Genomic DNA, 12,619 nt, shown 5'->3' with positions numbered 1-12,619 from the left:
ATTAACGACTATTTAACGTCAACTATATCAAATGTATAAAACTATTGTAAACAGGAAGGGGTTTCTATTCAATGAAAATTACAGCTATTCATCTTTACGCAATTCGTTTACCGCTTCGCAATCCGTTTGTTATTAGTTATGGCTCTTATTCTGATATGCCCTCTATTATCGTCAAAATGGAAACAGATGAAGGTATTATCGGTTACGGTGAAGGCGTTGCTGATGATCACGTCACAGGTGAATCATGGGAAAGTACTTTCCATACTTTAAAACATACGCTAACCCCTGCTCTAATCGGGCAAAATCCAATGAATATCGAAAAAATACACGACATGATGGACAATACAATTTACGGTGTTCCAACAGCGAAAGCCGCAATTGATATTGCTTGTTTTGATATAATGGGCAAAAAACTAAATCAACCTGTATATCAATTAATTGGCGGGCGCTATCATGAAGAATTCCCTGTCACTCATGTTTTAAGTATTGCCGATCCAGAAAACATGGCTGAAGAAGCTGCTTCTATGATTCAAAAAGGTTACCAATCTTTCAAAATGAAAGTTGGTACAAATGTAAAAGAAGATGTGAAACGTATTGAAGCTGTACGAGAACGTGTAGGAAATGACATCGCTATTCGCGTTGATGTAAACCAAGGCTGGAAAAATAGCGCAAACACATTAACAGCACTACGTTCATTAGGACATTTAAACATTGACTGGATTGAACAACCTGTTATCGCGGACGATATTGATGCCATGGCTCATATTCGTTCTAAAACAGACCTCCCGCTTATGATTGATGAAGGATTAAAAAGTTCTCGTGAAATGCGCCAAATTATTAAATTAGAAGCTGCTGATAAAGTAAATATAAAACTAATGAAATGCGGCGGCATATATCCAGCTGTAAAGCTCGCTCATCAAGCAGAAATGGCAGGCATTGAATGCCAAGTGGGATCAATGGTCGAATCATCTGTTGCCTCTTCCGCAGGATTCCATGTCGCTTTCTCAAAGAAAATCATTACGAGCGTAGAGCTAACAGGGCCATTAAAATTCACAAAAGACATCGGAAACTTACATTACGACGTACCATTCATTCGCTTAAACGAAAAGCCTGGACTCGGCATTGAAATAAACGAAGATACATTACAAGAACTCACCGTCTTTCAGGACATTGTACGCTAAAGGAGGACTAACGCATGACAGTTCTATACAAAGGAACATTAAAACAAAATAACGAATCATTTCACGTTACATTACTATCACTAGAGCACATCGAACAAATTTTATCACTACAAAACATCGTAGTTGAAACACTAGAAGATAAAAGTCGTTTACAACCACTCTCACAAGAAGAATTTCAATACATTCTAGAAGGAAACGGCATGATGATCGGTGCTTTTATCGAAAACGAACTCATCGCATTTCGCGCTCTACTCGTCCCTCCTATCGACGATGAACATTTAGGGCTTGATATTGGTCTATCAGAAAGTGAACTGCACCGCGTCATCTATCAAGAAATCTCAAACGTTCATCCGAACTGCCGAGGAAATGGGATGCAAAAAATATTAGCAAACGTCATCATGGACGAATTACAAAAAGAAGATAGCAAATATGATTATGTATGCTGCACCGTTGCTCCTTTTAACATCCCGAGTTTGAAGGATAAGTTTGCGCAAGGGATGGCGATTGCTGCGCTAAAGGAGAAGTATGGTGGTAGTCTGCGGTATGTTTTTGTGAAGAAATTGCGCGGAGATAAAGAAAGCGATTGGACGGATATTCAAAGTATTCTAATGAGTGATGCTAGTGGACAGCAGGCTTTGCTTTCGGAGGGGTATCTTGGGTATGAGATGGAGAAAACAGCAGATACTTTCATTGTGAAGTTTGGGCGATAATCTATATGGTCGAAAAGAGGAGATGTCTGCTGTGACCTCTTCTCTTTTCGATTTGTTGAACAATCCTGTGGTAAATGAAATTATATCAACGATTTTTCGAATATATCTATCATAACTTACAATATATCAACGATTTTTAAAATATATCTATCAAAACTCACAATATATCAACGATTCGACAAGAAATATCGATTTACAGATAAAAATCGATATCCCTTCCTAAACCGTCATCTTCCAACTAGATAACGCTAACCAATTCTCCATTTCTTTATAATCAGGCATTATCTTCCCGACAAGACGCCAAAAAGAGCGATCATGATTTAAATGAACCATATGACACATTTCATGAACGACTACATAGTCAATTACTCGCTGTGGTGCCATTGCTAGCTTCCAATTGAATGTTAGTTGTAAATTTGAATCGCAAGTACCCCAAGTACGACTACTATCTGTAATACGAATAGAACGTGGTTTTGTTTTGAAATTACTTTGATGCGCTTTAATACTCTTCTCTACTAAAGATTTACACTGCTTATAGTAAAATCGTTTTAAAGCTTGTTGTATTTTCTCATCCTTAAGCTCTTTCACATAAATATGTAACTTATCCCCTTCAAAAATCGCATTGTCTTGCTCAATGCTTGCATCTTGGGAAATCTGTATCGGATACGTACTTCCTAAATATAGAAAGCCCTCTCCTTGATCATAGTCCTTTTCCTGTGGTCCAAGCGCTCTCTCCTGCATTTCCTTACGTGTTGCCTGAATCCAATCCCACTTCTCCTCTAGCAACTGGACTAAGTATTCAACAGGTGTTCCTTTCGGAGCTTGCACTTCCACATTTCCATACGAATCCACAAAAAGACGCACGGACTTTTTCTTCTTATAAGTTATATGAAAATTAATTGTCTCACCTAAATATGTATGTACCATTTCATCACCTAGCATAGTATTTTTACAAATAAAAAAGAGTAGGATACGAACGTCCTACTCTACCTATTATATCATTTACTGCTTTAGCAAGCTTATTATCCTCTATACTTTACACCTAATCCCTTAATGAAATTCCTTGCGTATCTATCGCCGCACTCTTTGTAATTTTTATGGCCTTTCTTTCTTAATAGAGCGCCTAACTCTCCTTTTGTTACCGTAACGCCTACGCTATCTAATATATCAAGTACATCCTCACTCGTTAAAGATAGTGCGATTTTCATTTTCTTTAGAAGAAGGTTATTGGCACTCTCCTTGCTCTGTACAGGTGCAGGCTGCCCTGGTTTCGGATCTTGCTTTCCTCTTTTTAAAGTAATAAATCCATTTAAAAATGCCTCTAACATCATCATATCGCACGTTAATACGTACTCATCTTCAGCTACCTCATCATTTTCAGCTTCATGCTGAGGAGCCCTCTTTATTTTTGTAAGCATATCAACTACGTCTTCTTTCGTTACTTCCATCCCGCCAAGTTTAAAGATTTCCACCATATCTATATCTCTTATGTCTAAAGCGTATCGTACTCTTTTTAATATATCGTTGTTGCTCATTGCCATTGGGTTTCCTCCTGAAATGTTGATTATAGTAATGCTTTTAGCATGTGTAAATTAATGTCGTTAAGTTACTACTTTAACATTTTAGGAGGAGGTTTTGTAGTCTTAACCAAATTTATGATTATAGAGGCTATACTACAATCCAAGCAATAATTTGATTCTATAGAAGGGTTACAGTAACTTTTCGGTTCATTTTTTCTTAGTTCATTAGATCTACATTCTAGTTTATATTTGTTAACTATAAAAGCAGTGCTTTGATTCCTCAAATACACTGCTCGTCTCTTACATTGTTATATTTCTTCTATACAAACTAGAGTTTATGGGTTTCGATGAATTTTATCCATATAGGAGACTATTGCATATCATAAATTAGCCACTTTCCGTCAACTTTCTTCAAATCAATAGTAATATTGTCAGGATTAGGGCCGTATAAAGGTTTTGGAGAGATATCTATCGTAACTTTTAATTTTGCTCTATCTCCAACTTTTCTTTCTTCTATATTCAATATATCTATTGACGCATTTTTTGGAATTCCAATACGTTTTCCAGCTTCTACATCCCAAGGGAGACTCGGATGTATATACTCACCTGCTTTGTTTAAATCTCTTGATTCAAGAGCTTTAAAAAAGCCTTTTACTGTTTCTTGTGGACTATTATTTTGAATTAGAACGTTAACTAATATAACTATAAACACAATCCCAATTATCCACACGTACCAAGGAGATTTTTTTGCAATTCTTATTAATTTTATGTTTTTATCATTTCTATTTTGGGGCGTAATATCGTTATGGAATTCTCCATTATCAAATAGTTCTTCTGATTCATCCAAATTTATTCTCTCTGTACCACAACTAGTACAGTACTTATTTGTTTTCAATAATTTCTTATTACATGCTGTACAATTCATTATTTTATTTCTCCCTGCCCTATTATTAAAATCAAATCCCCAAAGTTTCACATATTAATTTTCTATTATTTTCAATTTTTTTGATGTAGTAGCATTAAAATTACCTGATGAATCCAATTCTGTATGATAAATGTACGTTTTGACTCTAAAATTTTTATGTGGAAACTTTTTATTTACAGCACTTACCACTAAATTGTTAATTTCATTTCCGATTTTCACAGCTTCTTCTACCGTAGACTTATTATCAACTCGAACTTTTATCGGAAAATCAGCTGTATAATACATATTTGGATTATCATACAGCGTTGCTTGAAATAAAAATGGGGCTAATCCGGTTTGTTCAATAAGTAAATCCTTCGTATCATAAACTTTTATATTTGCAATATTCTTTCCTACTTCCGATCCTGCCTCTGCATCAAAGGGTTCTAATTTCTCGTTAGCAACACTTGTTTCATTTCCTACCGCCTTACCCTTATAATTCATTTCAATAAATTTCACATTACCATCCCGGTCACAATCCAACCAAACAGTACCTTCTTTATTTTTGAAAGCCCCATCCACACTTACAGATATGCTACCGCCCCCAGTTCCTGAAAACTTCTCAATCTGCACACTTTCCGCATCATTTCCTCGAACATCATATTTTGCATACCCTTCCGCCTCAGTGCCTTCTGATTCAATTTTAGTACCTAACATAATATCAAGACCTAATAATTTGAAGGCATCCTTATACTTCAAATCTTTTGGCTCTAATAATTCAATCTTAATATGATTAATAATTTTCCCATCACTTTCAAATGTATATTTAGCATAATTATCTACATATAACCATCTAGTTTCCTCTTTTGTTCTTGGCGATGAAAGCGTTCTCTCTAAATCTTCAAGTCGATAAGTTTTTTTTAGGTACATTGCTATTCCACTTAAATTTGAAGTCGAAATATCATTGCTCTCATTCGTCATAATTTTCTTCTCATCTTGCTTAACATTTTGGCTTACTTCTTTTGTTGGTACTGATTCTGTTGATTTTTGACAACCCGATGTAATTAATCCTGCTGTAAGTAAAGCTATTAATACTTTCTTCATAATTTCCCTCCAATTAAAATAAAAAAATTCTGGTAGCTCATATAAGAAAAAATCTTCAAATCAGAAGAAAATTCCACAGTACTCTAAAATTATTATCGAATATTTAAAAATAACTATTATTCAAAAGATCTTCATACCAATACTAAATAATTAACTTTATAAATTATGTCGAAAGAAGTCGAAAAACAATATTTTTATAATCGGAAATTCAGATTTAATTTTTCCTCTGTTAAATTAATTAATTTAAACATAAAATAGAACCTCCTTACATGCAATCTGCATGTAAGGAGGTTCTATTTAGATAAAAATCATACATTTTCTTAACTTGATGGCCATGCTCAAATAAAGGGATTTTTTATTTCTGTCTATTATTCAGATTACATTTCATACCTCGATAGAGCCTAATGTACTCTACTCCAGATCTTGTCATTTTTCCCCTTACGAGTATTCGTTAGTTCATTATATTCTCAAAGACTTCTTTTTTCAGCAAGCAGACTGTATCAACAAAAAAAGTTACATTCACAAAAAAACTCAAAACTAAATAAAATAACTACCCACAAATTAATACAGTCCATTTTCCTCTATCTTCAGAGCGTTAAACCGTCTCACTATCCTGAGCCTCATCAACACTCGCCTCAAACTTATCAAGCAATGCACGTACTTCATCCGTTGACTTCGTGCTCATCAATTGATTTCTCAATTCAGCAGCTCCAGGGAAGCCTTTTACATAAATTTTGAAGAAGCGGTGAAGCCCTGTGATTGAGCGTGGCAGTACTTCTGCATATTGATCTTGTAAATCCAGCTGTAGTCTTAAAAGATCTAGATGTTCTTTACTGCTATGCTCTCTTGGCTCTTTTTCAAACGCAAATGGATTTTTGAAGATGCCTCGCCCGATCATTACGCCATCAATGCCGTATTTTTCAGCAAGTTCCAGCCCCATTTTACGATCAAGGATGTCTCCATTGATTGTTATTAACGTATTTGGTGCGATACGGTCACGTAATTTTTTAATTTCCGGAATTAGTTCCCAATGCGCATCTACTTGGCTCATTTCTTCTCTTGTACGTAAGTGAATAGAAAGGTTTGCAATATCTTGTTTGAAAATGTGCGTTAACCAATCTTCCCACTCGCTTAACTCTTTAAAGCCAAGTCGTGTTTTTACGCTGACAGGTAGTCCGCCCGCTTTTGCTGCTTGGATAAGTTCTGCCGCAACGTCTGGACGTAGAATAAGGCCACTACCTTTTCCTCTTGATGCAACGTTCGGTACTGGGCAACCCATGTTAATATCGATGCCTTTAAATCCTAGTTCTGCCATACCAATACTCATTTGACGGAAGTATTCGGGATTGTCTCCCCAAATATGTGCCACCATCGGCTGTTCGTCTTCTGTAAAAATTAAACGGCCACGTACACTTTTCATACCTTCTGGATGACAATAGCTATCCGAGTTTGTAAACTCTGTGAAGAATACGTCCGGACGACCTGCTTCACTTACTACGTGACGGAAAACAACGTCTGTCACATCTTCCATTGGTGCAAGTACGAAAAATGGTCGTGGTAATTCACGCCAAAAATTATCTATCATTTCAAATTCAAATCCTCTCACTATGAATACAATTTCAAAATCTCAATTTATAATTTGTGAAAATCAGCAATATTTATTTTAACTAAAATCGCTTATGAATGGTATTTTTGTAAACCAAAAAGCAGATGGTATAGATTTTCCTATATCAACTGCTTTCCTATTATACTAACTTAAGCCAAGCCACACACTCCACATGCGTCGTATGCGGGAACATATCAACAGGTTGTACTTCCTGCGTTTTATATCCGCCTTCTTCTAGTACTTTTAAATCACGTGCTAATGTTGCTGGGTTACATGATACGTATACGACGCGGTTTGGCTTCATGTCGATGATTGTGTTTAGTAATGCTTCGTCACAGCCTTTACGCGGTGGGTCTACGACCATTGTGTCGGCGATTACGCCTTCTTTGTACCATTTTGGAATGACTACTTCTGCTTCTCCTACGCCAAATTCAGCGTTTGTCATGTTGTTTAGTGCTGCGTTTCGGTTTGCGTCTTCGATTGCTTCTGGGACGATTTCAACGCCGTACACTTTTTTCGCTTTTTGCGCTAGGAATAACGAGATTGATCCGATTCCGCAATAGGCATCGATTACTGTTTCGTTACCATTTAATTTTGCGTATTCTAACGTTTTATCGTAAAGCACTTTCGTTTGCTCTGGGTTTACTTGATAGAATGAACGTGCTGAAATCGCAAATTTAATGTCACCGATAAAGTCATAAATGTATTCTGATCCGTACAGTACTGTCGTTTTGTCTCCGAAAATTACATTCGTACGCTTCGTATTTACGTTTTGAACAATTGATTTTACTTCTGGGAATTTCGCTGCAATTTCTTCAATAATTGCTTTTTTGTTCGGCAATTCTGCTGTACGCGTAATGAAGACAAGCATAATTTCCCCTGTTACTTGTCCGTAACGAGCCATTACGTGACGAAGTGTTCCTTTGTTACGCTCTTCGTTGTACGCAGTGATACCGTGCTTTTCACAAATACGTTTTACTTCTTGGATTAATGTATCGTTTTCTTCTGCCTGAATTAAGCATGATTCCATATTAATGATGTCATGCGTTCCTTGGCGATAAAAACCAGCTACAAGTCCGCCTTCACGTTCTCCGATTGGTACTTGTGCTTTATTACGGTATACCCACGGATTCTTCATGCCAAGTACAGGATGAACAGGAACATCAGCTAGTCCTCCGATACGCTGCATAACGTCACGTACTTGTTTTTCTTTCGCTTGTAATTGTCCTTCATAAGTTAAGTGCTGAAGCTGACAACCGCCGCACTGATTATATACTGGGCATTCAGCATCTTTACGATATGGACTTTCTGTATGAAGCTTCATTAAACGACCAAATGCGAAGTTTTTCTTCACTTTAATAATTTTAATTTGCGCTTCTTCACCTGGTAATCCGTTTTTAACGAAAATAGGATAGCCCTTTACTTTCGCAACACCGGCACCATCATGTGTTAAATCTTCAAATACTACATCTATAAACTCGTTTTTCTCAACTGGTGGCGTCATTTTAGTACTCATTTTCCGACCTCTCTTTTTCATAACACTGCGTTACATTTTATCATACTTATATGGTCTTTTTCTATTGGAAGAAAAAAAGCTATTGACGATACTTCTCTGTTAATGTTACGCTACTACTAATTTAATACGGACGATGTTACCTCATATATACTTGATAATATGGATCGAGAGTTTCTACCCGGCAACCTTAAATTGCTGGACTATGGGGAAAACTAATGAATATTAGCCTATGCGCAAAAAAGGACTCATATTGATTAGCTTTCTCTCATAGATGAAAGTGAATCCATATGGGTCTTTTTTTATTTTTATTTTTCTAAAAGGTCAGACATCTTACGTATGACATAAAACCTCATTCCTTTATTTTTAGTAATATAACGAGCGTTTTATGTACAAACTTTATACGAACTTCTGAAAGGGGCAACTACATGCAATATGTAATGAGCATTATCGGTATTATTGCCGTGTTAGGTTTATGTTTTGCTTTGTCAAACAACAAAAGTAAAATCAACTTCCGTGCAATTGCAATTATGATTGGTTTCCAAATTTTAATCGGTTGGTTTATGTTTGCTACAAAGATTGGTCAACAAATCATTATTTTCATTAGTAAAGTTTTCAACAAACTAATTAAACTTGGTACGACAGGTGTCGATTTTCTCTTTAATGGAATTCACAGAGATTTTGTCTTTTTCTTAAACGTATTATTAATTATCGTATTTTTCTCAGCACTACTTTCAATCTTTAGTTATTTAGGTGTTTTACCATTCATCGTTCGCGTTGTCGGCGGTGCTATTTCAAAAATTACTGGTTTACCACGTGTTGAGTCATTCCACGCAGTAAACTCTGTATTCTTCGGTTCAAGTGAAGCGTTAATCGTTATTAAAAACGATTTACAGCATTTCAATAAAAACCGTATGTTTATCATTTGTTGTTCTGCGATGAGCTCCGTTTCTGCTTCTGTTACAGCATCATACGTAATGATGTTAGATGCAAAATACGTACTGGCAGCTCTTCCGCTAAACTTATTCTCAAGCTTAATCGTTTGTTCGTTATTAACACCAGTTGATACGAAGAAAGAAGATGAAGTGATTCAGAAATTTGATAGAACTCTATTCGGAGACAGCTTTATCGGCGCAATGATTAACGGTGCGCTTGATGGTTTAAAAGTAGCTGGTATCGTTGCCGCATTAATGATCGCCTTTATCGGTGTGATGGAAGTTGTAAACTACGTAATTAGTGCAGCTTCAGGCGCAATGGGACATGCTGTTACTTTACAACAAATCTTCGGTTACGTACTTTCTCCATTCGCATTCTTAATGGGTATTCCAACTCAAGATATTATCCCAGCTGGTGGTATTATGGGTACGAAGATTGTTTTAAATGAGTTTGTAGCAATCCTTGATTTAAAAGACACAGCTACAACATTAGCTCCACGTACAGTTGGAATCGTTACAGTATTCTTAATTAGCTTCGCAAGTATTAGCCAAATTGGTGCAATCGTTGGTACAATCCGTGCCCTTTCTGAAAAACAAGGAAGCGTTGTTTCTAAATTTGGTTGGAAAATGCTATTTGCATCAACACTTGCTTCTATTTTATCTGCGACAATCGCTGGATTGTTTATTTAATAAAAAATCACCTTTGCTTAGACAGCAAGGTGATTTTTTTATTATCATCATTTAAGAAACTGAAGAAAACTCTAATGCCTCTTCCTTATTAATAATTTCCCCCTTATATTTACCTTTCACCGAAATATCAATAATTGATTTATTTTCTGCTTCCATTTTCCCTAAAGAAAATATATATATTAAATCATCTTTTTTTAACATCCATTGTTTTCCGTGCCAAGGACCAGTTAACTTCTGTTCTGGTGACGCCAGTATTTCTCCAAAATATTCACATTCGCCTAGAGATGTTTTTACTGTATTCTTCTTCGTATTAATAACTACATATTTAAGGAGCTTTATACTTTCACTTGAAAAAATCTCTACTTCATGATCATTTTTTTTCTTGAATTTCAGCTTTCCATCTTTTGTATTAACCAATTTACTTTGATCAATTGCATTTAGTACAAACTCATACTCTTCTTTTGTAACACCGAAATTAGGGTGATATGGAAAACTTTTTTTCTCTGCATGTTCTTCTACATATTTTAAATACCATTCCATATTACTCGCTAGATGCTCTCTCATTCTTTGACCAATACTCCCTACCTTTTTAAGAGTATCTGGTTCCATCTCTATTGTCATAATATCCGCCGTCACTTCCGCATTCATAAGATGCGATGGAATATACTCTTCCACGCTATTCGCTTTACTCACTTCACTTTGACAACCAACTATAAATAGCGATATGAAAAAGATATATATTATTTTTTTATATTTCATTTCTATTCTCCACTCCATACATTATTCTTACTTAGTTTTATAGCGGTTTTCATTATAGTATAAAATCTTTATATTTTAATAAAATACATATCCTTATGCAAAATTGCATATTAATATGTATTCTTCTTACTTTAAAATTAGCTTAAATCACTTTCCAAATTATACAAATAACAAGTTAAAAATGTTATAATTTTCAAAAAAACATTGGAGGATATTATGAAAGCTCACGCTATTTTCGATTTCTTACATTTACTAGTCTTAACGCTGAAAAGCTATTATGTATGGGGAATGCCTATCTATGTCTTCATTATTCCTCTTATCTTTGTAGTCGGTTATATTATTATTAATTCTAATAAAAAACAAAAAAACACATCTATTCAAAGTCACTAATCTATTACCTTAATAGCCTCCTAAAAATCATATTCCCCTCATTTTCTTCAAATGATATGATGAACAAGGGTATATCCCCACCACTCTTATAGCGGTGGGGATTTTAATGTCAATATGCAACATACTACACAATAGAAGGTGATTTTTATGAGAAAATACGCAGCAATTGCTTTATGTACGTCTGCCATTCTAGCAGGCTGCAATACTAGCAATGTAAGCCAAGAACCTAAAAAAGAGAAAAAGGTTCAAGAAGTAGCTATACAAAAAGAGGCTCTACAAGAACAAGGTAAAATTTCTTATACTCCCATCACACACGAATCTACAAACACAAGTATTCATATTACAGACTTAAAAGATTCTTTAAATGAAGTACAATATAAAATTTGGCGCACAGCTGATGGAAAGGAACGTGCTAAATCTTTTTCTTCTAAAGAAAAGGAGAAACAATTTACAATTCCTTTTGACATAAAAGAATTTGAAGGAAAACGCGGTGAGTTCCAAATTGAAGCAACAGGAATGAAAGAAGATGGGAAAACAATCCCGCTTACGAAATCTATTATTACTTTCGAACAAAAGGTTCCTGTTCTTATGTATCACGCAATCGATGATTATCATGGTCAAGGTATTAAAGACTTATTCGTATCACCAGCTAACTTTGAAGCACAAATGAAACATTTAAAAGACAATGGTTATACGCTTTTAACGTTTGAACGCTGGGGTGATATAAATAAAGTAAATAAGCCGATTTTCGTTACATTTGATGATGGTATGAAAAATAATATGAATGCATTTCGCGTTTTACAAAAGCTAAAAGATGATACTTTTAAACCGGCAGCAACAGAATATATGATTGTTGATAACGTTGATGTAGAAGGAGCATTGTCTACTTCTGAAATAAAAGAAATGGTTGATTCCGGCATTTTCTCGGTGCAATCTCATACTGCAACACATGCAGACTTACCGAAAATTACAAACTATGAGGAAGAGTTAAAAGGTTCAAAAGAAAAACTAGAAAAAATAACAGGTAAGCCTGTTATCGCGATTGCTTATCCATTCGGTCATGTAGATGATAAGGTTGTTACAGAAACGAAGAAGTATTATCAATTTGCGACGACGACAAAGCCTGGGCAATTCATTACGAAGGGTGAACCTGATGAATTGTTAAAGATGAAGCGCGTTCGTATACACCATACAACGACTGTAGAGCAGTTTGCTTCTTCAATTAAGTAAATATAAGGGCTCAATACATTTTGAGCTCTCTTTTTACTTTATATTTATATATATTTTTAGAATTTTCTTGTATTATA

12 protein-coding genes and 1 riboswitch are annotated in these 12,619 nt (G+C 35.2%); of the genes, 5 read left to right on the top strand and 7 right to left on the bottom strand.

Going from position 1 to position 12,619, the window contains the following annotated elements; all coding sequences use genetic code 11:
* Window positions 1-71: 71 nt before the first annotated feature.
* Window positions 72-1,181, top strand: a complete 1,110-nt coding sequence (locus tag BC_RS01890; RefSeq protein ID WP_000704492.1) for a mandelate racemase/muconate lactonizing enzyme family protein — start codon at window positions 72-74, stop codon at window positions 1,179-1,181.
* Between the two features lie 14 nt (window positions 1,182-1,195).
* Complete coding sequence (locus tag BC_RS01885; protein ID WP_000217578.1) at window positions 1,196-1,891, top strand: hypothetical protein; 696 nt, start codon at window positions 1,196-1,198, stop codon at window positions 1,889-1,891.
* Window positions 1,892-2,110: 219 nt separating this feature from the next.
* On the opposite strand, the gene BC_RS01880 is transcribed toward BC_RS01885, so the two are convergent.
* The 6 genes from BC_RS01880 to rlmD all read right to left on the bottom strand — a co-directional run bounded on the left by BC_RS01880 (window position 2,111) and on the right by rlmD (window position 8,541).
* The gene (locus tag BC_RS01880; protein WP_000233742.1) at window positions 2,111-2,818 is read right to left on the bottom strand and encodes a M48 family metallopeptidase; all 708 of its coding nucleotides are present in this window, start codon (window positions 2,816-2,818) and stop codon (window positions 2,111-2,113) included.
* Between the two features lie 95 nt (window positions 2,819-2,913).
* Window positions 2,914-3,432, bottom strand: coding sequence for a DUF1456 family protein (locus BC_RS01875; RefSeq protein WP_001251731.1), 519 nt, complete (start codon window positions 3,430-3,432; stop codon window positions 2,914-2,916).
* Window positions 3,433-3,781: 349 nt separating this feature from the next.
* The gene (locus BC_RS01870; protein WP_000995851.1) at window positions 3,782-4,336 is read right to left on the bottom strand and encodes a zinc ribbon domain-containing protein; all 555 of its coding nucleotides are present in this window, start codon (window positions 4,334-4,336) and stop codon (window positions 3,782-3,784) included.
* Window positions 4,337-4,390: 54 nt separating this feature from the next.
* Entirely contained in the window at window positions 4,391-5,419 is a 1,029-nt protein-coding gene (locus BC_RS01865) for a hypothetical protein (protein WP_000756602.1), read from the bottom strand.
* A gap of 595 nt (window positions 5,420-6,014) precedes the next feature.
* Entirely contained in the window at window positions 6,015-7,004 is a 990-nt protein-coding gene (locus tag BC_RS01860; protein WP_000566703.1) for a tRNA dihydrouridine synthase, read from the bottom strand.
* Between the two features lie 160 nt (window positions 7,005-7,164).
* Window positions 7,165-8,541, bottom strand: a complete 1,377-nt coding sequence (gene rlmD / locus BC_RS01855; RefSeq protein WP_000105019.1) for a 23S rRNA (uracil(1939)-C(5))-methyltransferase RlmD — start codon at window positions 8,539-8,541, stop codon at window positions 7,165-7,167.
* Between the two features lie 121 nt (window positions 8,542-8,662).
* A riboswitch (purine riboswitch) is annotated at window positions 8,663-8,764 on the top strand.
* A gap of 202 nt (window positions 8,765-8,966) precedes the next feature.
* On the opposite strand from rlmD, the gene BC_RS01850 reads away from it, so the two are divergent.
* Window positions 8,967-10,163 carry a NupC/NupG family nucleoside CNT transporter gene (locus BC_RS01850; RefSeq protein WP_001200484.1) on the top strand — a complete coding sequence of 399 codons (1,197 nt, stop codon included), beginning with the start codon at window positions 8,967-8,969 and terminating at the stop codon, window positions 10,161-10,163.
* Window positions 10,164-10,214: 51 nt separating this feature from the next.
* Here the strand turns inward: BC_RS01850 and BC_RS27490 are convergent, their stop codons facing one another.
* A complete protein-coding gene (locus tag BC_RS27490) occupies window positions 10,215-10,922 on the bottom strand; it encodes a hypothetical protein (protein WP_000875593.1) in 708 nt (235 codons plus the stop codon).
* 216 nt (window positions 10,923-11,138) lie between these two features.
* Between BC_RS27490 and BC_RS27485 the strand changes: the two genes are divergently transcribed.
* Together BC_RS27485 and BC_RS01840 are read left to right on the top strand one after the other, a co-directional pair.
* Entirely contained in the window at window positions 11,139-11,312 is a 174-nt protein-coding gene (locus BC_RS27485; protein WP_000643592.1) for a hypothetical protein, read from the top strand.
* Between the two features lie 147 nt (window positions 11,313-11,459).
* Window positions 11,460-12,542 carry a polysaccharide deacetylase family protein gene (locus tag BC_RS01840; RefSeq protein ID WP_001233729.1) on the top strand — a complete coding sequence of 361 codons (1,083 nt, stop codon included), beginning with the start codon at window positions 11,460-11,462 and terminating at the stop codon, window positions 12,540-12,542.
* Window positions 12,543-12,619 lie beyond the last annotated feature (77 nt).

The organism is Bacillus cereus ATCC 14579 (genome assembly GCF_000007825.1).
GTDB lineage: Bacteria > Bacillota > Bacilli > Bacillales > Bacillaceae_G > Bacillus_A > Bacillus_A cereus.
The sequence above is the reverse complement of the archived record's forward strand: the minus strand, read 5'-3'. Positions and strand labels throughout refer to the sequence as shown.

Coding starts and splice junctions, on each gene's coding strand:
- BC_RS01890 (WP_000704492.1), top strand. CDS start 72: ATGAAAATTACAGCTATTCATCTTTACGCAATTCGTTTACCGCTTCGC.
- BC_RS01885 (WP_000217578.1), top strand. CDS start 1,196: ATGACAGTTCTATACAAAGGAACATTAAAACAAAATAACGAATCATTT.
- BC_RS01880 (WP_000233742.1), bottom strand. CDS start 2,818: ATGGTACATACATATTTAGGTGAGACAATTAATTTTCATATAACTTAT.
- BC_RS01875 (WP_001251731.1), bottom strand. CDS start 3,432: ATGGCAATGAGCAACAACGATATATTAAAAAGAGTACGATACGCTTTA.
- BC_RS01870 (WP_000995851.1), bottom strand. CDS start 4,336: ATGAATTGTACAGCATGTAATAAGAAATTATTGAAAACAAATAAGTAC.
- BC_RS01865 (WP_000756602.1), bottom strand. CDS start 5,419: ATGAAGAAAGTATTAATAGCTTTACTTACAGCAGGATTAATTACATCG.
- BC_RS01860 (WP_000566703.1), bottom strand. CDS start 7,004: ATGATAGATAATTTTTGGCGTGAATTACCACGACCATTTTTCGTACTT.
- rlmD (WP_000105019.1), bottom strand. CDS start 8,541: ATGAGTACTAAAATGACGCCACCAGTTGAGAAAAACGAGTTTATAGAT.
- BC_RS01850 (WP_001200484.1), top strand. CDS start 8,967: ATGCAATATGTAATGAGCATTATCGGTATTATTGCCGTGTTAGGTTTA.
- BC_RS27490 (WP_000875593.1), bottom strand. CDS start 10,922: ATGAAATATAAAAAAATAATATATATCTTTTTCATATCGCTATTTATA.
- BC_RS27485 (WP_000643592.1), top strand. CDS start 11,139: ATGAAAGCTCACGCTATTTTCGATTTCTTACATTTACTAGTCTTAACG.
- BC_RS01840 (WP_001233729.1), top strand. CDS start 11,460: ATGAGAAAATACGCAGCAATTGCTTTATGTACGTCTGCCATTCTAGCA.